Source organism: Pararhodospirillum photometricum DSM 122, from assembly GCF_000284415.1.
In the GTDB taxonomy this organism is placed as follows: domain Bacteria; phylum Pseudomonadota; class Alphaproteobacteria; order Rhodospirillales; family Rhodospirillaceae; genus Pararhodospirillum; species Pararhodospirillum photometricum.
Genome location: NC_017059.1, coordinates 1,550,810 through 1,572,508, shown reverse-complemented (window position 1 = coordinate 1,572,508; position 21,699 = coordinate 1,550,810). Strand labels below are relative to the sequence as shown.

Here is a 21,699-nt window from a genome sequence, read left to right as displayed (position 1 = left end):
ATTGGAATCCCTCAAAAAAAGCTGGATTTGTGAATACCCCTTTTGATAGTTTTCTTTCAAGAACGATCATAAAAGGGGAGGGGAAACCGGGATGGACGAGAGCTTGGCTCCTCTCCAATGGCTTGATGTGCTCCTGCCGGTGGTGCGACGTAGCGGGGCGCGGGATCGGGTCTGCTTTGCCGATTTGACCGGGGGGCGCGAGGATCCGGTGATGGGCTTGGACTGCCCCCATCCGCTGCTGGCCCTGAGTTTCGAGTTGCTGGCGACCCACATCTTGCAAATCGCCTACCCGCCGCCCGACGAGCGGACGTGGCGCCAGCGCCTGTTCGATCCCCCGTCGCCCGCCGCACTGCGAGACGCCTTGGCCCCTTACCGCGAGGCCTTCGTCTTGTGGGGCAGCGACACCCCGTTTTTGCAGGTCAAGCCTCTGAGTGCGTGGGAGTCTAAACCTCAGAATTTAGGCGTGCTTTTTTTTGATGCTCCGACAGAAGGTGCAAAAGAAAAACACAGGGATTTTTTTATTAAAAGAGGATGCGCAGTCGCTCTGCATGCAGCTTTTTTGGCTCCATTGTTGTATTCTGATAATGCTTTATTTTGCACGGGAGGTGGTGGTTATTTGGGGGTTCCGCACAAAAATCACTCCCCAAAATATCAGGTCCGGGGCCGAACTTTATGGGAAACTCTGTGGTTAAATGTCTTGGATCTATCAAGGGATCACAAGGCGCTTTGGCCGGTACCTATGGATGGACGAGCTTTCCCGTGGCTCCGGGAAGATGTTCGGCGGCTTGATCTTGGGAGACAAACCGAACACCTGAAAAAGAAGAGGACTGAAGCTAAGCAAAAGGTTTTGGAAACGGTTATTCCCGTTGGGATCGGCGACCGCCATCCGGCCGGGTTTGTTATGCCCCGGCGTTATCTACTCGATCCTCCCCGCCAAGGGGTTTGTGGTTTGAGCGGGGAAGTGGGGTGGGTGTTCGAAACCTATCAGCGTTGGACCCAAGGGCTCTCCTACAGTTCAGAGGGCTGGGTCTGGCCCTGTGTGGCCCCTCTGGAAAAGATTGATGCCGAGGGGCGGTCGCAAGGGCGCTGGTATGCCCAGGCCTCAAGCCCCTTGCGGCTGGAGGATTGGCTTTCCCCCGCTTTGGGCCATGAGCCTCCCCCGCCTGAAGGTAAGAGTGGTGTGATTGTCCATTCGCCTCCTGTGGTTCGGGCTCTGGCCGGGCGCCTGGGGGAGCTGGTGGATGCCTTTGAAAACGTGACAGGTGAGCAAGCGGCGGTGATTTCGGCGCCGACCCCGGAACTCCCCTTCTCAATCAAGGTCATCACCTTGTTTTACTTAGATTCCGATAAGCAGGTTGATGGACTGTCGGAGCGGAGCTTGCCCTTGTATCCCGTGGCTGGCGACGCGCGGCTGAGTGTGGTCAGCGACGCTACCCATCTGGCCCGCGCGGTGGCCGATGTGGCGCGGGCGCTGGCCCGCCGTGCCGCCACTGTGCTCAAGGCCGGCAACTCGGACGCGCGCCCCACGCTGCCCGGCCAATTATCCGATGCCTTGATGCGCTCCCTGGAGGGGCCCGTACTGGCCGCCTTGCCTCAGATCATTGAGAGCCTGCGCGATCCTGATCCCGACGTGGCCCGAGCCGCCGTGCGCGACGCCTTGCTCCAGCAGGCGCGGAAGAAGGCTCTGGATTTGTTTGATGAAGCGTTTCCCCTCTCGTTCCCCGACGCCTCGGCCCGGGCTATCGCCCAGGCCCGACGCGACTTGCGCAAAGATCTATGGGGGGTGCCCCCGGCCCAGCGGAAGAAGAAGGAGGTTTCGCCCTGATGTCTTCTGAACGCGCAAAATATTTGAACTTTTCCAAGGAAGAGTCGGCAACCACCACACTTCCCGTCCTTAAGGCATGGCACGCAAGGTTGGCCGACGACCGCCGCGCCCGGGCTGCCCTGCGCCGGGCGCAAAGTCTCGACGATGTGTGGCCGGAGGAAGCATTTTCCCGCCTGCGCCTGCATCTGTTGCCCCTGGCCTCGTTTAGCACGATGGCCTTGGCCCGAGTGGCTGTGGCCGTGGCCGAGGTGGACGAAGATCACGAGGTATCCTTGGCTCGCCGGGCCGCCAGCCTTGGAGTCCGGGGCAAGGCCTTGGTGTCGTCCGACCGCTTGCGGCTGCTCTTGGGATCAGAGGACCCGGACGAGTTCCTGCGCCTGCTGCGCGGGATCGTGGACCAGATTGATCGCCAAGTGAACGTGGCAGCCCTGGCCGATCTGGTGTTGTCCTGGGAGCATCCGAACGGCCGACTATGGGCGCGTCGAACAGTCTTTCTTGACTATTACGAAACCGCCCCCGCCGACGCCTAGAGCCCATCCCTTTCCTCTTAAGGAATGGAGGGGCCTGGGGAGGCCCGCCTCCCCAGCCTTCCTTTTTCTTACCTTGATCGCCCTCCAAGGGAAGGATCCCACGATGAAGCTGGACTTTCATGTGTTGACCGTCTACCCGCCCCACAACGTGAACCGCGACGAGGACGGCCGCCCCAAGACCGCTATGTTCGGGGGGACAGTACGCGGGCGGATTTCCAGCCAGGCCAAAAAACGGGCCATTCGCTTGTCCCCCCACTTCCAGGATCTGCAACGTGCTACCCGCACCCGCAAAACCGGGATCATAACATGGCGCGCCCTGGGCGAGGCTGGGGTGGAGGACGAAAAGATCCGCATCCTGGCGGCTTTGTCGGTCAACTTTGCCCTGGGTGGCGGGGGGAAGAAGCCGCAGAAGAAGACCGTGGCCGAGTTTTTGAAAGCTTTGGAGGAGAAGAAGAGCAGGGACAATATCGCCCGCATCCAGGCGGAACAGGCCTGCGATGAGAAAACGGCTCGGTTGTACGTTCTGGAGGAGGAGTTGCGCAGTGCTCAGGCGCTCGTCATCAGTACCAAGGAGATGGTGAAGCTGGACGCCTGGACGAAAACCTTGGCCGCAGCTTGTCGAGAGGCGGGCCAGAATGCTTGGAAGAAGGCTGAAACTCTCTGTGCCGAGCTGTGCGAGAAGAAGAGTCTGCTTTCAAAAGAGGACTTAGACGAGGATACGGTACTATTCGGTCGCATGGTGGCGGCCGATGCTAAACACAACGTCGAGGCCACCAGCATGGTAAGCCATGCTATCACGACCCATCGCTTCAGCATTGAGGGTGATTACTTTTCGGCAGCCGAAGAACTCAAAGATTTGGGCGAAACCGGCGCAGCTCACACCTCTTATGCGTTTTTTGGCTCTGGCGTTTATTATCAGCATGCGGTGCTGGACGTGGGGGCGCTGTGCCAGTCGCTGGGCAAAGACCGGGCGCGTCAGGCGGCCCTGGCCTTCGTTAATGGCTTGCTGGCCGCCCAGCCCGGGGGAAAGCGCAACAGCTATGCCTCGGACGTTCTGGCCGCGTACTTGCTATGCAGCCGAGGCACTGCCCCCAGCTTCAATGCGGCCCTGGCTTTTCTTGAGCCCGTGGTGCCCGAAAAGGGCCAGGACCTGTTGGCGGTGAGTGCCAAGCGCCTGCGCGAGTATTATGACACCGTGCGCACCGCTTATGACCTGTCCCTTGAACCACTGATCTTTGCCGCCGCCCCGTCACTGCGCGAGGGCAACGCACCCACCGCGCCAGAGGTGTGGACGGTGGACGCGGTGCACCGGTTTGTCGCCGAGACGGTCGGTGCGGTCGATACGGTCGGCGCGGCCTGAGGGAGCGCCATGGCAAGCCATCTGGTTTTCACGCTTTTGGCCCCGTTGGGGGCGTGGGGCAGCCCCACCTTGTCGTCGAGCAATGCCGCCTACAAGGCCACCGACACGGCGCCCAGCAAGTCGGCGGTGGTCGGGATTTTGGGGGCGGCGCTGGGCTGGGAACGCGGGCGGTTGGGGCCGCTGGCGGCTGGGCTGCTGCTGGCGGTGCGGGTGGACCATGAGCCCGTTGTTCAACCGGCGCCCGACTTTCATACGGTGCGCAAGGGGACCCGGCCTCCCGACCGCTCGCCGATGAGTCGCTCGGTGCGCAAGGGGGCGCGGCCTCCGGGCCGATCGCCGATGAGTCGCTTCGACGAGTTGCGCGCCGACCTCGCCGGGGGGGAGAGCGGGGGCGCCTTGCTCTCTCGCCGGGAAATCCTGGCCGAGGGCCTGTGGACCGTGGTGGTGCGGTTGCGCGCCGACGGGGACGCGGGGGTTGATCTGCCGGGGCTGGCGGCGGCCTTGCGGGCTCCTGTCTTCCCGCTGTACGCCGGGCGCAAGGCGTTTGGGCTGGGGCTGCCGCCCGATCCCGCCCTTGTTGAGGCCAGCGGGCCCTTGGCGGCCTTGGCGGCCTATGGCGGCGTCGCTTCCCGCCATCCGGCCCTGGCTTCTTGGCTTGCTTTCCGGGAGGAGAAGCGGTCCGAGTGCCGTTTTCTCAGCGATCCCGATTTTCCCGGCCTGGACGGGGCGGTCGCCCGGTTGGTCGAACGCCGCGACCATCTGGTGGTCCCCGAGGGGGCCGTCGATCAGGGGGGGCGTCGCTTTGCCGTGCGCTCCGAGGCCCAGGGAGTCATGCCATGTTCCTAAGCCGTGTCACCTTGCTTCCGCCCAACCCCCAGGCTTTTTTGCCTTGGTCGGTCCTCGGATGCGGGCCGACGACCCCAGCTTTGCCCACAAGCTGATTTGGACTTTGTTCGCCGATGCTCCCGACGCCTCGCGGGATTTCCTGTTTCATGTCACCGAGCGCCAGCCGTTCCAGGCCCTGGTCCGCTCCGAGCGCCAACCGGTCGATGGGCTGGGCTGCTGGAAGATCGAAACCCTTCCCTTTCAGCCCGCTTTGAGATCCGGCCTACGCTTGGCCTTTGCCCTTAATGCCGTGGCGACCAAGTGGGAAAAAGCCGCCCAGTCCGGCCAGCGTGGACGGCCGCACGACGCCGTGATGGCCGAATGGAAAGCCTTGCCTGCCGAGCGCCAGCGGCATGTGTCGCCCGACGAGATCGCCGATCCGGTAGGGCGCGACTGGCTGGCCCGCCAAGGGGCCGTCTTGGGCTTTGACCTTGACCACGACCAGACCCGCGTCCTGCGCTACGAGCGTCACCGCTTTCCCAACAAGGGCCGCTCGCCCATCACCGTGGGCAGCCTGAGCTTCCAGGGCGAGCTCACCGTCACCGCCCCGGCTGCCTTCGCGAAAGCCCTGAAGGAAGGGATCGGGCGGCAAAAGGCCTTTGGCTTCGGCATGCTGCACATCGCCTTGCCGTCGCCGAGTTAAGGAGGGGTTTGGGGAGGCTCGCCTCCCCAAGCGGGAGTTTGAGGGCGGCGGCCCGCATGGTCGGCGTCAGCCGAACCCGACCCGAACGACATCTTCAATCAAAAGTTGAACGCCATCGCGGCCTTGCCACGTGTCCGGGCGCAAGGTGCCGACAACGTGAACCGTGTCGCCCCGGGCGGTGAGCAGGGTTTGGCCGATCTCGGAATCGGCCGAGCGGAAGGCCATGGCCTTGAGGGAGCCGCCGCTCGGGCCGGACAGGACGCAGCGCACATGCCCAAGGCCGACGATATCCGACTTGACGATCCGGGCGCGGGCGATGGCGAAGCGGGGCTCGGGGTTGCCGTTGCCAAAGGGGCCGGCCCGCTCAAGCAGGCGCACCAAATCGGGGGTGGCGCCTTGCACATCAAGCAGGCCATCGAGTTCAACGACCGGCTCGACGCCGCCTTGGGCCTGTTGCTCGGCCAGCCGTTGCCCGAGAAACGCGCGGAAGGCGGGGATCTTGTCCTCGGCCACCGTGAAGCCGGCCGCCATGGCGTGACCGCCGCCGGCTTCGAGCAGGCCGGCCTCACGGGCGGCGATGATGACCCGCCCGAGGTCGATGCCGGTAACCGAGCGGCCCGAGCCCTTGGCGTAGCCGCCTTCAAGGGCGAGGGCGCAGGCCGGCAGGTTGTAGCGCTCCTTGAGCCGGCTGGCGACAATGCCGAGCACACCGGGATGCCAGTCCTGGCCCTGGGCGAACACCAGGGGGACGTCTTCTTGCGGCGTGCCCTCGACCTGCTCGATGGCCTGGAGCAGCACATCGTTTTCGATGTCCTTGCGCGCCCCGTTCCAGGCGTCGAGATGGCGGGCCATGTCGAGGCAGGCCACCGGGTCATCGCAAGACAGCAGGGCCTCGCCCATCGGCGCCTCGCCAACCCGGCCGCCGGCGTTGACCCGGGGCCCCAGCAGGAAGCCGAGATGGAAGGTGCCCAGCGCTTCCTTGATCCCCGAGACCTCGGCCAAGGCGACCAGACCGGGACGCTGGCCGCGCGCCATCACCTTGAGGCCCTGGCGGACCAAGGCCCGGTTGACGCCGACCAGGGGCACCATGTCGCAGACCGTGCCGAGCGCGACCAGATCGAGGAGGCTCATCAGGTCGGGGGGCGTGACGGATTTTTGGGTGTACCAGCCGATTTCGCGCAAGCGGCGATTGACCCCGACCGCCAGCAAAAACGCTACGCCGACCGCCGCCAAATGCGGATGCGGGCTGGTTTCGTCCAGGCGCTTGGGATTGATGATGGCGAGCGCCGGCGGCAGGGTGGTTCTGGCCTCGTGGTGGTCACAGACGATCACCTGCAGGCCGATGGTCCGGGCTTCCTCTAAAGCGGCAAAGGCGCTGACGCCGCAGTCCACGCAGACCACCACCCGGGCGCCCGCCTCGGCCAGCCGGCGCAAGGCGGGGCCGTTGGGGCCGTAGCCTTCGCGTTGGCGGTCGGGAATATGCACCAGCACCGTGACCCCGAGTGCCCGGAAAAACCGGTGGAGCAGGGCGGTCGAGGTGGCGCCGTCCACGTCGTAGTCGCCGAAAATGCCCAGGGTTTCGTTGGCGTCGATCGCCTGAACCAAGCGGTCCACGGCCCGGTCCATGTCTAGCAGATGGCTGGGGTCGGGCAGGAAGGTTGCCAACTTGGGATCGAGGTAGGCTTCGGCTTCTTCCGGCGTCACGCCGCGTCCGGCCAGGACCCGGCCCAGGATTTCCGGCATGGCAAGCCGTTGGCTGATGGCGAGGGCCATGCGGTCGTCGTAGGCCCGCTGGGTCCAGCGCCGGCCGCCGGCCGAGCGTTCGACCCCGAGAAGGGTGGGGGGGGGAAGGCACGGGGATGGTGTTCACAAGCAGGTTCCAAGGCCGGGAGGGTCGGACTGGCGTCCTTTGGCGTGATCGGAAGGCAGGCTGGGGAGGCACGGCCTCCCCAGACTCCTCGGTCCTTTAAAAGTCCACGGCCCTTCCTTTGGAGGAAGAAAGTCCCAGGGATTGAGGGGTCTGGGGAGGCCGTGCCTCCCATTAATTCTAATGGGCCGGATCGTGCCGAGGATCGTGGCGCAGATCGTGCCGGGTGTCGATGAGCCGGATCGAGCGGGTGCGCGAGCGCATGACCAGCGTATAAGACCGGGCACTGTCGGCATGCAGGCGCACGCCGCGCAACAAGGTGCCGTCGGTCACGCCGGTGGCGGCGAACATGGCTTCGCCCGGCACCAGATCGTCGAGGGAGAGGATGCGGGCGGGATCGCCCACGGCGGCGCGCACGGCAGCCTTTTCGGCGTCGGAGCGCACGAGCAGGCGGCCCTCCATGAAGCCCCCCAGGCAGCGCAGGCCGGCGGCGGCCAGCACACCCTCGGCGGCGCCGCCGGAGCCGATGTACATGTCCACGCCGGTTTCCGGCAGGCCCACGGCGATGACGCCCGACACGTCGCCGTCGGAAATGAGGGTGATGCGCGCCCCGACCTCGCGCAGGCGGTCGATCACGCCTTCGTTGCGCGGGCGGTCCAGCACGCAGACCAGCAAGGAGGCGACCGGCACGCCTCGGGCGGCGGCGAGCGCCTTGGCGTTCTCGGCCGGATCGGCGGCGAGGCTCACCGTGCCGGGCGGGACGCCAGGGCCGACCGCGATCTTTTCCATGTAGACCGGGGGCACCGCCAGCAAGCCGCCCTTGGGCGCGAGAGCCATGCACGCCGTGGCATTGGGGGCGCCCATGGCGCAGATGGTGCCGCCCTCCAGGGGGGTTACGCCCACATCAAGGGCCGGACCTTGCCCGTTGCCGGCCTTTTCGCCCAGCCGGAACAGGCCCTCGTCGGGATCGGCGGCCGGGCCCACGGTAATCGCGCCGTCCATGGGGACGGCAGTCAGGGCCTCGCGCATGGCGCTGGTGGCCGCCAGATCGGCGGCGCGTTCATCGCCTCGGCCCATGTGCCGGGCCGCAGCCAGGGCCGCCGCCTCGGTGACGCGGGCCACATCCAGGGCCAGATTACGGTCCAGGGCGGCTGCCAGGGCGGGGTCATTCTCGTATCGAAAACCAGCCGACACGGAGCAAACTCCTTCTTCTCGCCACAACGGGGAGACAGGGGGGATCAAGGAGCCAAACGCCGGGAGAGGGCCCCCGGCGCCTTGTTACAAGTCAGGGGAAGAGGGACAGGAGCGTCCTCTTCGGGTCAGCAGCGGCCAATGCGGATGACACGCGGCGGCGCCACCACCGTTTCCAGGGAGGCGAGCCGGCTCACGGCCCGGGCCAGCGGGGTTTCGTCGGTTTCGTGCAGAATCATCACTACCGGCACGGTCTCTCCGGGATCGCGGTCATGTTGCAGGATCGATTCCATGGAAACATGCTCGTCGCGCAAGATGCCCGCGATGTCGGCAAAGACGCCGGGGCGATCGAGCACGGTCAGACGGACATAGTAGCGCTCGGCCGGAGCGCAAGGGGCGGCGTTAGTGCCGACCTGCTCCAGATCGGCCACCGCGACTCCCAAGGTGGGGGCAAAGCGGCCGCACGCCAAGTCCACCAAGTCGGCCACCACCGCCGAGGCCGTGGGCCCTGCGCCGGCGCCCCGGCCCTGGAACACGCTGCGCCCCACAAAGTCGCCCTCGGTGACCACGGCGTTGTAAACGCCCTCGACCGGGGCCAGGGGCGAGTCGAGGGGCACCATCACCGGGGCCACGCGACAGTCCACGCCCTCGGGCCGGCGCTCGCCCGTGGCCAGCAGCTTGATGCGATAGCCCAACTCTCCGGCAAAGCGGATGTCGAGCGCCGAGAGGTGGCGGATGCCCTGCACCGAAACCGCCGCCAAGTCGATGGGCTGGCGGAAGGCAAGGCTGGCGAGCAAGGTCAGCTTGTGGGCGGCATCAATGCCGTCGATGTCGAAGCTGGGATCGGCCTCGGCGTAGCCCAGGTCCTGGGCCTCGACCAGCACGTCGTCGAAATCGCGCCCGGTCTCGCGCATCGTCGTCAGGATGTAGTTGCACGTCCCGTTGAGGATGCCTTGCACCGAGCGGATCTCATTGGCCGCCAGTCCTTCCCGCAGGGCCTTGATGATGGGGATCCCACCGGCCACCGCCGCCTCGTAGAACAGACCAAGGTCAGCCGCCTCGGCCTTTTGGGCCAGGGCGAGGCCGTGGTGGGCGAGCAGGGCCTTATTGGCGGTCACCACATGGCGGCCGGCCTCCAGCGCGGCTTCAACGGTGGCGCGGGCCGCCCCTTCCGATCCCCCAATGAGTTCCACCACCACGTCGGCTTCGGCTTCGCGGGCCATGGTCACCGGGTCAGTGAACCACGTGTAGGGCGACAGGTCGATGCCCCGGTCCCGGTTGTGGTCGCGGGCCGACACGGCGGTGACCACGATGGGCCGTCCGGCCCGGCGAGCCAGAAGGGCGGCCTGATCGCTCAACACGCGGAGCGTGCCGACCCCGACGGTTCCCAAACCAGCAACGGCGACGGTCAGGGGGGCGGATTTGTGGGGATCTTTCATGCGCGGATCGTTTCCTGATCGAAAGTCGGGAGGCTGGGAGACCCGAAGCGTGGGACGCTTGGGAAAAGGGTGAGCGTGAAACACGGCCTTCGGGGTGCCGCCTTTCGCAACGGCAGGACCTCCCGCCTCCTTTTGGTTGTTTGAGGGACCAAAAAGGAGGCAGGGGGCCACCCCAGGGGTTAATCGTCCGGGTGGGCCTCGTCCGGGGCCACGGTGGCGCCGGCCTGGGCCATGAAGGCCTTGATGTTGCGCACGGCCTGACGGATCCGGTGGCGGTTTTCCACCAAGGCAATGCGCACATGGTCGTCGCCATGTTCGCCAAAGCCCACACCGGGAGCCACGGCCACTTTGGCTTCCCGCATCAGGAGTTTCGAGAACTCCAAGGAGCCCATGTGCTCGAAGGGCTTGGGAATCGGCGCCCAGGCAAACATGGTGGCCGGCGGCGAGGGAACGTCCCACCCCGCTTGGGCCAAGCCCTCGATCAGCACATCGCGGCGGTCGCGATACAGCGTGCGGATTTCATCGATGCAGCCCTGGGGGCCGTTCAACGCCGCCGTTGCCGCCACCTGCACCGGCGTGAACGCGCCGTAGTCCAGATAAGACTTGATGCGCGTCAAGGCGCCGATCAGGTGCTTGTTGCCGGCTGCGAAACCAATGCGCCAGCCCGGCATGCTATAGGTCTTGGAAAGCGAGGTGAACTCGATACAAATATCGCGCGCGCCAGGGATCTGCAACACCGAGGGCGGCGGCTGGTCGTTGAAATAGATCTCCGCATACGCAAGATCCGAAAGAATCCAGATCTTGTGAAAACGACAGAAGTCCACAACCTGACCGTAAAAGTCGAGGTCGGCGACATAGGCCGTGGGGTTCGACGGGAAGTTCAGCAGCACCGCCATCGGCTTGGGCACCGAGTGCTGCATGCCCCGTTCGAGCGCTTGGAGAAAGTCCGGGCCGGGGTGGGCCGGAATATGGCGCACCGAGCCCCCGGCAATGATAAAGCCGAAGGCATGGATCGGATAGCTCGGGTTCGGCGCCAAGACCACATCGCCGGGGCTGGTGATCGCCTGGGCGAGATTGGCGAGCCCTTCCTTCGATCCCAGGGTGACGATGCACTCACTCTCGGGATCCAGCTCAACGTTGAAGCGCCGGGCATAATAGCCGGCCAACGCCTTGCGCAGCCCCGGAATCCCACGCGACATCGAATAGCGGTGGGCACGCGGATTGGCGGCCGCTTCGCACAGCTTGTCGATGATGTGTTTGGGGGTGGGCTGGTCGGGATTGCCCATCCCCAGATCGATGATGTCCTCGCCGGCGGCCCGTGCCTGGGCCTTCATCGCGTTTACCTCGGCGAACACGTAGGGCGGCAGGCGCTTGATCCGGTAGAACTCTGGGTGCATGGCCGTTTGGTCCATCAGGAGAAGAAGGCCCCTCCGGCCCCCAGGGGGAAGCACGGAGCGGACCCGGTGTCGGGAGCAAGGTCTCTCCCGGTCGGGGCTCCCGTTCCCCCCGGCCGGGCAGGGCACCGGCGCGGGAAGGCCGGGGTCCCTCAGTCGTCGAGGAAGACCTCGACGCGCTGAAAGCGTGCGTCGTTTGCTGGTGCGCCATCACTGGTGGCGCTAGCTGTCACCCGGTCGGCGGCGACGCGGGCCTGCTTCAAGGCGTTTGCCACCGCGTCGGCCCGTTGGGCAGCCAATTTCAGGGTCCGCACGTCGCCATAAGAGCCTTCGCCGGTTGATATAAAACCGACCACCCGCAAGCGACCGCCGTATTGCACCTGATAGGCGGCAATTTCCCGGATCACCTTGAGGTCGTTGGCGTCAAGCTCCGCCGAGCCGGTCGGGAAATAAATATCGCCGACTTTCGACGACGAGGCCGCAGGCCAACAACCCATCGGATCACATCGACGCGCACCGCCGCCATTTCGGCTTTCAGGTCGGCTTTGGTTTCTGCGAGCCCCGCCTTGGTCTCGGTCCTTGCCTCCGCGATGTCGGCCTTTAGCTCGTTCCTCACATCGGTGATCTTCGTCTCAAGCCGATGCGCCACGGCCTCCAGGTCCGCCTTGCTGGCGGCTTGGGTGTCCATGAACTCGGCCAGGGCTTCGACCTGCTCTTGGGTGAAGCCGGATCGCTGGAGCTTGAGGATTGCGGATGCGCTCATGGCTGGCCTCCTGCCTCGGTCGTTACCTAGTCACACGCTCTTCGCGGTGCCATCGGATCAACTCGTCCCCATCCACCAACACCACACGATCGGATTTTGCTGCCGAAGCCTGGGCTGGTGTAGAAAAATAGGACGTGGTGACAATGTATCCTTTAAGTGCCTCATTCTCTTCAATTACGCCCTTGAACTGCTGGACTTCCGGAGCGCCAACCAAGTTGTCTAGTGCGTACCGCTTGCATTGGATGACGATCAGGCCGTCCGGGCCGTCAACAAAGCCATCAACGCCCATGTCGTTCGACTTCTTCGTGACCCACGCACGCACGCCTTCGGCTTCAAAAAAGCTTACGACGTGAGCCTCGAAGGCGTAGGGATCCATCTTCATGAGGCGCTTGCGGGTCTCGGCCTCATCGACCGGCATCGCTGCGCGGCGAGGCCGGATCGGTTCGGCCCGCATAGCCTCCTTCATTGCTGCCGTTGTGCGCCTTGCAATTTCACCCCGGGCGATGATCTCAAGGATCATCACGCTCAGAGGCACAGCGCCAGCGGGGGTGCGGGAAATGTCGTCCAGGATAGCGCCGATCCCCGCCGACCCAAGAAACACCAGCAGCAAGGCAGGGAGCCCAACAGCCCCGCCAAACGCCGCAACCCCGACGCCTTGACCCCAGAAAACCGGCGTGGCAACAGCAGTTATTGGGATGGCAACCTTGAGGGACATCGGTATGGGGGCGTCCTTGTAGGATTTGATTGCCTCAACGATGCCTCGAACAAAAAGCGAAGCGGACTCCCTGCCGTCTATAGACCTGGATAGCTCTTTGGCCTTTTCGGCCTTGCTCCCGTCGCCCTCAAGGATTTCTTTGGAGTGATAAAGCCAGTCGGCGATATCTTGCTTACTGCTTGGCCGTAGCGAGGATATGGACCTCACAAAAAGGCCTGCCAGCCAAGAGCGTGCTCGGCCGATACCTTCTTCTTGTGGGCCTCCCTCTTCGGTCACTTGCTCCTCCCAAGCTATCCCGCACGCAGAAAAACACCCTCATCCTAAATATTACTCAGAAATAAGCGGCTCATCATAAAACCCTATTATATTGTAAATGCCAGCGCGCGCACGTTTCCACAACTCAGTTTCCGATGGGCTTATGTAGGATATTGCTTCTGTGTATGCTCTTGCAGCCCCATTTCTTTCGTTGATCTTTGCGAGGCATTCGGCCTTTATTGTTAAAGATAGAGCCGTAGTGTTTTTTAATTTTCTCAAAAGGGTTCTGTTTGCTGAAAAGTACTGTTTAGCGCTCAAACTAACGTTGCCAACGTCTATTGAGTTTTGGTTGGTAAGCGGAATCATAGCTGCGTCAACAAGTGATATAACTACCTTCGTTTTTTCTGATAGATCAGTTGATTGTTTGATGGCGGCTTCGCAATCTCCTCGATCGAATACTTCTCGCATAGACTTCTCTGCGGCCTGTATGTTGCTGATGCTTGATATTTCTAGCCTAGGTTCTTGACCGAACACAATTTCTGGAAGGGTCAACAAGGAAACAAACGCAAAAAAGGACGTTATTTCAATTCTTAAAGTTCTAAAAAATCTTATGAAGGAACGCTCCATTTCTTTAATTCCCTCGCGTGCTGTCATGCAATCTTGGGTGTATGGGTTAGACGCGCCGCCCAACGATCCAGACGACACGGCCAATAACAGTGAGGCGCTCCTCTTCAATTTCAATCATCGGATACGATTGATTGTCGCTGATAATGCGAATATTTTTGTCTTTGAAGTTAACGGAAAGCCGCTTAACCCAGCACGCATCATCAAATGACAGGGCATAAATACCGTCACGACGAACCCGGGATTGTGTCCTGTCAATCAATATCCAGTCGCCATTAGATAGTGTCGGCTCCATAGAATCTCCGGCAACTTTGACAACAGCTAAGTCATCGGGAGATGCGGAGGTTACCGCGCTCAACCACTGGCATTCGATGAACTGAAACCCTAATGGGGCTGAATCTGGCCCGATGATTGACCCATGCCCAGCCGAAAAATCTGCATCATATTGCGGAATGGCGGCGATGTCCTTGCCACACCATTCTATGATTGTGCTTTGCGAGGCACTTTCTTTTGAAATGGTCATGGGTTGACCTCCAAAGAAAATCTCGGACGCCTCTTCCCCTAACACGGCAACAATAGCGGATATCGTCTTTGCTGTCGGATTTTTCGACTTTCCGACAAGTATGTCTCTAATGGCGGTTTCGTTGAGACCAGCTTTAAGGGCAAGGGCCTTCTGCTTTAGCCCTTTTTTCTTCATTAGCTCGCCAAGGCGTTCCGGCATCGTGCTCATGTGGGAATGATCCCACACGGCATCACGCGGCGGAAGGCAGGAAGCGTCCCATTGACCTGATGGGATATGTCCCATATCATACCTCTATGAACGCGAAATTCTCACAGCTTGTGGCGGATATCGAATGCTTCTGTCGCGCCACTGGGATGGCGGAGACGACATTTGGTCGCGCTGCGGTAAACGACGGAAAGCTAGTCCGGCGTCTGCGTTCCGGCGGTCGGATGTGGCCGGAAAACGAACAGCGAGTTCGGGATTTCATGGAGCGCCACCGCGCTTCCCCCGACAAAGCCGCCTAACTCAAGGAGCCCCCGATGTTCACCACCCTAGTCTTCGGCGAGCCTCTCTTCTTTCCGGACCCAATCAGCGGCGAACCGTGTGCGGCCCTGGGCGTCGATGTTCAGGCTGTGGGCGGCACACCAATCGGGGAAGGTCTCGGGGTCGATGTAAGCGCGCTTCACGACTACCCCGCTCTTGCCCATGAGCTTCTCGCCCTTTTCGGCGCGGTATAGCCACTTTTCGTAGGTCGCCGGGAGGGCGTCGGCGTCCTCCATGATGTCCCGAACGCGGGGCCAATCTTCTCGACGGAACCACGCCATGCCGATGATCCGAACCGGTTTCATCTCTCGATCTCCTCGCCGGGTGCGGTTGCCGCCGCACGTTCCGGGTGACTGCTGACAAAGAGATCGTCCGATGATTCGGGGAAACGGGTCCATGTGAATCGCTATAGGTGCAAACAATGACCAAACCGCGCGAACCACTGTCTATCGAGGATGCCATCATGAAGGTGATGGTGGGTCTGGGGCGTGAGAAGGCGGCGGCCGTCGTCGGCAAAAGTGTCACGCACGTCTACCGGTGGACAGACCCAGACCACGACACCAAGCCCAACTGCGACCAGATGATGAAGCTGGATGCGGCTTACGTCGCCGCCGGTCTCGGGGAGGCGCCAATCCTCCGGGCTTATCAGGCGATTCTGGAGGCGGCATCGACCGCCCCGACCATCCCCCTGAGGATCGCCCAGAAAGGGAAGGCTGGGGAGGCGCGGCCTCCCAAACCCTCTTCCGAAAGAATGAGGGTTKGGGAGGCCGCGCCTCCCCAGCCTTCCCTTTTTTGGTTAGTACATGCTGGTCAGCACGTTGCGCAGGCGCTTCATCTCTTCCAGAGCGCGGCCGGTGCCCATCGCCACGCACGAGAGCTGATCATCGGCGATCGAGACGGGCAGGCCCGTGTGGGCGCGCAACACGTAGTCGAGGTTGGTCAGCAAGGCGCCCCCGCCGGTCAGCACAATGCCCTTGTCCACGATGTCGGCGGCCAGTTCGGGGGCGGTGTGCTCCAAGGCGACCTTCACCGCCTCGATGATAGCGCCCACCGGCTCGGCCAAGCTCTCGGCAATCTGGACTTCGCTGATCAGCAGTTCCTTAGGCACGCCGTTCATCAGGTCGCGGCCCTTGATTTCGATGGTGCGGTTGGCCCCGTCTTCCATGGGGCAGGCGCAGCCGATTTCCTTTTTGATCCGCTCGGCCGAACCTTCGCCGACCAGCAGGTTATGATTGCGCCGGATGTAGGCGATGATCGCCTCGTCCATCTTGTCGCCGCCGACGCGCACCGAGCGGGCATAGACGATGCCGCCCAACGACAGCACGGCCACCTCGGTGGTGCCCCCACCGATATCGACGACCATCGAGCCCGTGGGTTCGGTCACCGGCAGGCCGGCGCCAATGGCGGCGGCCATGGGCTCTTCGATCAGGAACACGCGCCGCGCGCCGGCCGCCTCGGCCGACTCCTGGATGGCGCGCCGTTCGACCGCCGTGGAGCCCGAGGGGACGCAGATCACCACCATGGGGCTGGCGAAGCTGCGGCGATTGTGCACCTTGCGGATGAAATGCTTAATCATTTCCTCCGCCACTTCAAAGTCGGCAATCACGCCGTCGCGTAAGGGGCGGATGGCCTGGATGTTTCCCGGGGTACGGCCGAGCATCTGCTTGGCCTCGTCGCCCACGGCAAGAACCTGCTTCTTGCCCTTGATGTCGGCGATCGCGACCACGGAGGGTTCGTTCAGGACGATGCCCCGGCCTTTCACGTAGACCAGCGTGTTGGCCGTGCCGAGGTCGATGGCCATGTCCGCAGAGAGCAGGCCGGTCATTCTGGAAAACATCGCTGTTTGCTCGCCGTTCGTGAGTCAAGGGCCGCACGCAAGGGGCGCGCGCACCGAAATGCGTGGATCATCCGCCGCTGGGTCGTTCCTGTCGAACCCGCTCCCCACACATCCACGCCCCACAGGCCGACAGTCGGACCCCGAGGGCCCCGGACGATCAGGACCAGCGGGAGGCACGGGGGCTCGGGTCACGCGTCGGCGAGGGAAGCGCTTCGCAAGAGGACCACGGCCCGCCCCCCCAAGGGGAGGCGGGCAGCGGCTCGACAGTGAAACGTCGATCGGCCTAACTTGTCAACGACCAAGACGGCAGGTCAGTTGCGCTCCTTGTCCACCAGACGGTTGGCGGCGATCCAGGGCATCATGCCGCGCAGGCGGGCGCCGACTTCCTCGATGGGGTGTTCGGCGTTGCGCCGGCGGGTGGCCTTGAAAGACGGCTGCCCGGCCTTGCACTCCAGCATCCAGTCGCGCACAAAGCGTCCAGACTGGATGTCGTCGAGCACGCGCTTCATTTCGGCGCGGGTTTCGTCGGTGATGATGCGCGGACCGGTGCGGTAGTCACCGTACTCGGCGGTGTTGGAGATCGAGTAGCGCATGTTAGCCATGCCGCCCTCGTACATCAGGTCCACGATCAGCTTCACTTCGTGCAGGCACTCGAAGTAGGCCATCTCGGGGGCGTAGCCGGCATTGACCAGGGTCTCGAAGCCGCCCTTGATCAGCTCGGTCAGGCCGCCGCACAGCACCACCTGCTCGCCGAACAGGTCGGTTTCGCACTCTTCCTTGAAGGTGGTCTCGATGATGCCCGAGCGCCCGCCGCCAATGGCCGAGGCGTAGGACAGGGCGATCTCCATGGCGTTGCCGCTGGCATTTTGGGCCACGGCCACGAGGCAGGGCACGCCGCCGCCCTTGACGTATTCGCCACGCACGGTGTGACCGGGGCCCTTGGGGGCGACCATGAACACGTCGAGGTCGGCGCGCGGCTCGATCAGGTTGAAGTGAATGTTGAGGCCGTGGGCAAAGGCCAGGGCCGCGCCTTCCTTCATGTTGGCGACGAGGTCGTCGCGGTACAGGTCGGCTTGCAGCTCGTCGGGGGTGAGGATCATCACCACGTCGGCCCAGGCGGCAGCCTCGGCCGGGGTCATGACCTTAAGGCCCTCGCGCTCGGCCTTGGCGCGGGTGGACGAGCCGGCGCGCAGCGCGACGCACACCTCGGCGACGCCCGAGTCACGCAGGTTCAGAACATGGGCATGACCCTGGGAGCCGTAGCCGACCACGGCCACCTTGCGGCCCTTGATCAGGTTCACGTCGGCGTCCCGGTCGTAATACACGCGCATGATAATCGTTCCTTCCTCAGGATGGCTTGCTGGCAGGTGCCCCAAAGCGGGCAAAACTCAGATGGGGTCACACCCACGGGCGATCGCGGCGACCCCCGTGCGTGTCACGTCCGTAAGCCCCAGGGGCTCCATCAGCGCAATAAAGGCGTTGATCTTTTCCGTTTTGCCCACAATCTCGAACACGAACGACTCGTTCGTGCTATCGACCACGCGGGCGCGGAAGATATCGGCAATCCGCAGCGATTCCACCCGCTTTTCGCCGGTGCCGGCCACCTTGACCAGCGCCAGCTCGCGCGAGACATGCGGGCCCTCGACCGTCAGGTCCGAGACCTTGTGCACCGGCACCAAGCGGCCCAACTGCGCCTTGATTTGCTCGATGATCATGGGCGTGCCGCTGGTCACCAAGGTGATGCGCGACAGGTGTTCCTGGGCGTTCACCTCGGCCACCGTCAGGCTTTCGATGTTGTAGCCCCGGCCCGAAAACAGGCCGATGACTCGGGCCAGGACCCCAGCCTCGTTATCAACAAGAACGGAAATGGTATGGCAGGCGATATCCTGATCAGACGCCTGGGACAAGATCGGCACGGGACGATTCCCTCCTCTTGGCGCTCCCCCTCGGGGGCGCGCGGCAGGTATGGCGCGAGGTCGGCGGACACCCGATCGGGGCATCCGCCGTTGCGGATCAAACGAGGATGGCACCCTCCTTCGAAATCGGCTGGCTCTCCTTGTCGGCCGGCCCCAGCAGCATCTGGTAATGCGGCGCCCCCGACGGGATCATGGGGAAGCAGTTCTCCGACGGATCAACAAGCACATCCACCAGCACCGGGCCGTCGATCGCCATCATCTGCCGAATGGTGTCGTCCAACGCTGCGGGATCGCTCACCCGCAGGCCCGCCGCGCCAAAGGCCTCGGCCAGCTTCACGATATCGGGCAAAGCTTCCGAGTAGCTCTCGGAATAGCGGCCGCCATGCAGCAGTTCCTGCCACTGGCGCACCATGCCCATATAATGGTTGTTGAGGATGAACACCTTGATCGGCAGGCGGTACTGCACCGCCGTAGCGATCTCCTGCATGTTCATCATGAACGACGCCTCGCCCGAGATGTCAACCACCAGGGACTCGGGATGGGCGATCTGCACGCCAATCGACGCGGGCAGGCCATAGCCCATGGTGCCCAGGCCGCCCGAGGTCATCCAGCGGTTCGGCTTTTCGAACTTGAAGAACTGCGCCGCCCACATCTGATGCTGGCCCACCTCGGTGGTGATCAGGGGATCGCGCTCGCGGGTCAGGTCATACAGACGCTGGATGGCGTACTGCGGCTTGATCACCGTGTCGGAGGGTTCGTAGCGCAGGCAGTCGCGCGCGCGCCATTCGTCGATGCGCTTCCACCACGCGCCGAGGGCCGCCTGATCGGGCCGGGCCTGACGCGCCTTCCACACCTTGATCATGTCCTCAAGCACGTGGCCGACGTCGCCGATGATCGGCAGGTCCACCCGCACGTTCTTGTTGACCGAGCTGGGGTCGATGTCGATCTGGATCTTGGTCGCGTTGGGGGCAAAGGCATCTAGGCGGCCGGTGACGCGGTCGTCAAAACGGGCGCCCACGGCGACCATGACGTCGCAATTGTGCATCGCCAGATTGGCCTCGTAGGTCCCGTGCATGCCCAACATGCCCAGGAACTGCGGGTCCGAGGCCGGGAAGGCGCCCAGGCCCATCAAGGTCAGGGTCACCGGATAGCCGGTCAGCCGGGCCAACTGGGTCAGGAGCTGGCAGGCGTGCGGGCCCGAGTTGATCACCCCGCCACCGCAATAGAAAATGGGCTGCTTGGCGTTGGCGATCAGGTCCACCGCCTGTTCAATGGCGCGAATGTCGCCCTTGATCTGCGGGCGGTAGCTCTTGTGGCGCACCCGGCTGGGCGGCGTGTACGGCGCCGGACGCAGGAGGATGTCCTTGGGCAGGTCGATGACCACCGGGCCTGGACGTCCCGTCGCCGCCACCTGGAACCCCTCGTGGATGACGCGGGCCAGATCCTCGGATTTCTTCACGAGATAGTTGTGCTTGGTGCACTGGCGGGTGATGCCGGTGGTGTCCGCTTCCTGGAAAGCGTCGTTGCCAATCAGATGAGTCGGCACCTGCCCGGTGAAGCACACCAGGGGGATCGAGTCCATCATGGCATCGGTCAGTCCCGTCACCGCGTTGGTCGCGCCGGGGCCGCTGGTCACCAGGACCACGCCGACTTTGCCCGTCGAGCGGGCATAGCCCTCGGCGGCGTGGACCGCCGCTTGTTCATGGCGGACGAGGATGTGCCGGATGTGGTTCTGCTTGAACAATTCGTCGTAAAGCGGAAGAACCGAGCCGCCCGGATAGCCGAAAAGTACGTCTACGCCCTGATCGGCCAGTGCCTTCAGAAGGATTTCGGCTCCGGACTTTTCCTGGTCAACCATTGTCTTCACCTGTTCAAGAGAACGGGAGGAGGGCCTCCACTCCCATACCACACCCCAACGGGCCCCCGGGGAGGGCCCAGGGTCGCCGCGACGCACGCTCCTTCCTCCCGCAACGAGGAAGGGACGGCAGACTAGTCGTTCGTGGGAGGTGGGTCAATACGGATCAGCGAATAAAATTATCAAGGGCTGGTATGATGCTTTCCAAATCTTGCGTATCCCCCCGCCCCTCCAGCCGCAGGTCCGCCACCATCTGGTGTCTGGCCCAGGTGGCCTGTCTTTTTGCGTATTGTCGGGTCGCCGCCTGAGCCTGTGCCACCGCCTCGGGCAGGCTCAGGGCGCCTCGCACGTGGGCCGCCAAGTCGGGAACGCCCACCGCGCGCATGACCGGCAAGGCTGGATTCAGATCCCGCGCCACCAAGGCCGCCACCTCGGCCACGGCTCCGGCCTCGACCATCGCCGCGAGGCGCGCGTCACACGCCGCCCGCACCGCATCGCGCGGCGGATCGACCAGGATCAAAAAGCTCCGGCCGGGCAGGGCAGGGCGCTGGGCCGGCGCCGCCCACCATTGGGCCAGCGAGCGTCCCGTTCCGATCAGCACCTCCCAGGCCCGCGCCAACCGCTGGGCATCGGATGGCCGCGGGGGGGTGGGGGATGGCTCATGAACAGAAAGAAAAAGGGGTTTGGGGCATCGCCCCAAGCGGGGCCCGGGGCGGCAGCCCCGCGTTACCGAGGCAAAACACCCCCGCCCTCCCAGACGCAGGACAAAGACGCGAGCATGACTAAGCCACCCCTGCCCATTCCCACCCGTGAAGTGGACAAGCCGCTGACTGCGACCTTGCGGCGGCGTTTTTACAAGAGCGTCGGTGTGACCGAGGGGCCCGAGGGGGCCGGGGTCCTTCTGGACGGACGCGCGGTGCGCACACCGGGCCGGGCCGGGCTGGTGGTACCGACCCTGGCGCTGGCCGAGGCACTGGCCGCCGAGTGGGCCGCTCAGGGCGAAAGCATCGATCCGGCCACCATGCCGTTGACGGCGCTTGCCAACACCGCGCTGGACCGGGTGGCCCCCGAGCGCTCGGCGATCCTCGACACCTTGGTGCGCTATGGGGGCACCGATCTTTTGTGTTATCGCGCCGACCAGCCGACCACCCTGGTGGAGCGCCAGGAGGCGGCTTGGTCTCCTTTGCTCGACTGGCTGGCCACCACCCACGGTCTCTCCTTGGTGGTCACGCGAGGCCTGATGCCCGTTGCCCAGCCCGAGCCGACTCTGGCCCGGTTGCGCTCGGTGCTGGAAGGCCTGGACCTGTGGGCCCTGACCGCCACCCAAGCCCTGGCGGCGGCCGGCGGATCGGTGGGTCTTGCCCTGGCGGTGGGGGGCGGACGGTTGAGCGCTGAGGAGGCGTTCACGCTTGCCCATCTTGATGACCTGTTCCAGGTCGAGCGCTGGGGCGACGATGCCGAAGCCCGCGCCCGCCGCGAGGCCCTGGCCGCCGACATGAGCGCCGCCCACCGGTTTTTGATCTTGGCGCGGCCAACGATCTGAGGGGTCTGGGGA

Annotated in this window: 20 protein-coding genes and 1 pseudogene; 6 read left to right on the top strand and 15 right to left on the bottom strand. The window is 63.9% G+C overall.

The window, feature by feature from the left end; genetic code table 11:
* Positions 1 to 91 precede the first annotated feature (91 nt).
* From casA to cas6e, 5 genes are all read left to right on the top strand, one after another.
* On the top strand, positions 92 to 1,825 hold the full coding sequence (casA, locus tag RSPPHO_RS06950; RefSeq protein WP_014414558.1) for a type I-E CRISPR-associated protein Cse1/CasA: 1,734 nt from the start codon (positions 92 to 94) through the stop codon (positions 1,823 to 1,825).
* Entirely contained in the window at positions 1,825 to 2,355 is a 531-nt protein-coding gene (casB, locus tag RSPPHO_RS06945) for a type I-E CRISPR-associated protein Cse2/CasB (protein WP_041794691.1), read from the top strand. The genes casA and casB overlap by 1 nt, the downstream gene beginning before the upstream one ends.
* 103 nt (positions 2,356 to 2,458) lie before the next feature.
* The gene (locus RSPPHO_RS06940) at positions 2,459 to 3,715 is read left to right on the top strand and encodes a type I-E CRISPR-associated protein Cas7/Cse4/CasC (RefSeq protein ID WP_041794690.1); all 1,257 of its coding nucleotides are present in this window, start codon (positions 2,459 to 2,461) and stop codon (positions 3,713 to 3,715) included.
* A gap of 9 nt (positions 3,716 to 3,724) precedes the next feature.
* A complete protein-coding gene (cas5, locus tag RSPPHO_RS06935; protein WP_014414555.1) occupies positions 3,725 to 4,561 on the top strand; it encodes a CRISPR-associated protein Cas5 in 837 nt (278 codons plus the stop codon).
* A gap of 43 nt (positions 4,562 to 4,604) precedes the next feature.
* Entirely contained in the window at positions 4,605 to 5,243 is a 639-nt protein-coding gene (cas6e, locus tag RSPPHO_RS06930; RefSeq protein ID WP_157879122.1) for a type I-E CRISPR-associated protein Cas6/Cse3/CasE, read from the top strand.
* A gap of 66 nt (positions 5,244 to 5,309) precedes the next feature.
* Here cas6e and recJ read toward each other — a convergent pair whose 3' ends face one another.
* The 15 genes and pseudogenes from recJ to RSPPHO_RS06865 all read right to left on the bottom strand — a co-directional run.
* Positions 5,310 to 7,016 carry a single-stranded-DNA-specific exonuclease RecJ gene (gene recJ / locus RSPPHO_RS06925; RefSeq protein WP_014414553.1) on the bottom strand — a complete coding sequence of 569 codons (1,707 nt, stop codon included), beginning with the start codon at positions 7,014 to 7,016 and terminating at the stop codon, positions 5,310 to 5,312.
* Positions 7,017 to 7,290: 274 nt separating this feature from the next.
* Positions 7,291 to 8,304 (bottom strand): class II fructose-bisphosphatase, encoded by a 1,014-nt coding sequence (gene glpX / locus RSPPHO_RS06920; RefSeq protein ID WP_041794689.1) that lies wholly within the window; start codon positions 8,302 to 8,304, stop codon positions 7,291 to 7,293.
* 125 nt (positions 8,305 to 8,429) lie between these two features.
* Positions 8,430 to 9,740, bottom strand: coding sequence for a homoserine dehydrogenase (locus RSPPHO_RS06915; protein ID WP_041794688.1), 1,311 nt, complete (start codon positions 9,738 to 9,740; stop codon positions 8,430 to 8,432).
* Between the two features lie 179 nt (positions 9,741 to 9,919).
* Positions 9,920 to 11,137 carry an LL-diaminopimelate aminotransferase gene (locus RSPPHO_RS06910; RefSeq protein ID WP_041796807.1) on the bottom strand — a complete coding sequence of 406 codons (1,218 nt, stop codon included), beginning with the start codon at positions 11,135 to 11,137 and terminating at the stop codon, positions 9,920 to 9,922.
* Between the two features lie 149 nt (positions 11,138 to 11,286).
* Positions 11,287 to 11,541, bottom strand: coding sequence for an OmpA family protein (locus RSPPHO_RS06905; protein WP_051013741.1), 255 nt, complete (start codon positions 11,539 to 11,541; stop codon positions 11,287 to 11,289).
* Complete coding sequence (locus RSPPHO_RS19765) at positions 11,538 to 11,897, bottom strand: CCDC90 family protein (protein ID WP_051013740.1); 360 nt, start codon at positions 11,895 to 11,897, stop codon at positions 11,538 to 11,540. Before RSPPHO_RS19765 ends, RSPPHO_RS06905 begins: the two co-directional genes overlap by 4 nt.
* A 22-nt stretch (positions 11,898 to 11,919) precedes the next feature.
* Entirely contained in the window at positions 11,920 to 12,888 is a 969-nt protein-coding gene (locus tag RSPPHO_RS06900) for a restriction endonuclease (protein WP_197535630.1), read from the bottom strand.
* A gap of 51 nt (positions 12,889 to 12,939) precedes the next feature.
* Positions 12,940 to 13,521 carry a hypothetical protein gene (locus RSPPHO_RS19760; protein WP_157879121.1) on the bottom strand — a complete coding sequence of 194 codons (582 nt, stop codon included), beginning with the start codon at positions 13,519 to 13,521 and terminating at the stop codon, positions 12,940 to 12,942.
* Between the two features lie 19 nt (positions 13,522 to 13,540).
* Entirely contained in the window at positions 13,541 to 14,221 is a 681-nt protein-coding gene (locus tag RSPPHO_RS17680) for a S24 family peptidase (RefSeq protein WP_051013739.1), read from the bottom strand.
* 323 nt (positions 14,222 to 14,544) lie between these two features.
* The gene (locus RSPPHO_RS06890) at positions 14,545 to 14,841 is read right to left on the bottom strand and encodes a hypothetical protein (protein WP_014414547.1); all 297 of its coding nucleotides are present in this window, start codon (positions 14,839 to 14,841) and stop codon (positions 14,545 to 14,547) included.
* Between the two features lie 491 nt (positions 14,842 to 15,332).
* Positions 15,333 to 16,373: a rod shape-determining protein gene (locus tag RSPPHO_RS06885; protein WP_014414546.1), complete on the bottom strand. Its 1,041-nt coding sequence runs from the start codon at positions 16,371 to 16,373 to the stop codon at positions 15,333 to 15,335.
* Positions 16,374 to 16,684: 311 nt separating this feature from the next.
* Positions 16,685 to 17,704, bottom strand: coding sequence for a ketol-acid reductoisomerase (gene ilvC, locus RSPPHO_RS06880; protein ID WP_041794687.1), 1,020 nt, complete (start codon positions 17,702 to 17,704; stop codon positions 16,685 to 16,687).
* Positions 17,705 to 17,761: 57 nt separating this feature from the next.
* Positions 17,762 to 18,289, bottom strand: coding sequence for an acetolactate synthase small subunit (gene ilvN / locus RSPPHO_RS06875; protein ID WP_041794686.1), 528 nt, complete (start codon positions 18,287 to 18,289; stop codon positions 17,762 to 17,764).
* 97 nt (positions 18,290 to 18,386) lie between these two features.
* Positions 18,387 to 20,147: an acetolactate synthase 3 large subunit gene (locus tag RSPPHO_RS06870; protein ID WP_041794685.1), complete on the bottom strand. Its 1,761-nt coding sequence runs from the start codon at positions 20,145 to 20,147 to the stop codon at positions 18,387 to 18,389.
* Positions 20,148 to 20,310: 163 nt separating this feature from the next.
* Positions 20,311 to 20,784: pseudogene (locus tag RSPPHO_RS06865) on the bottom strand (tRNA (adenosine(37)-N6)-dimethylallyltransferase MiaA); the annotation flags it as partial.
* A 138-nt stretch (positions 20,785 to 20,922) separates the two neighbouring features.
* Here RSPPHO_RS06865 and RSPPHO_RS06860 point away from each other — a divergent pair.
* Positions 20,923 to 21,687 carry an ATP12 family chaperone protein gene (locus RSPPHO_RS06860; protein WP_157879120.1) on the top strand — a complete coding sequence of 255 codons (765 nt, stop codon included), beginning with the start codon at positions 20,923 to 20,925 and terminating at the stop codon, positions 21,685 to 21,687.
* The last annotated feature ends 12 nt before the right edge of the window (positions 21,688 to 21,699 follow it).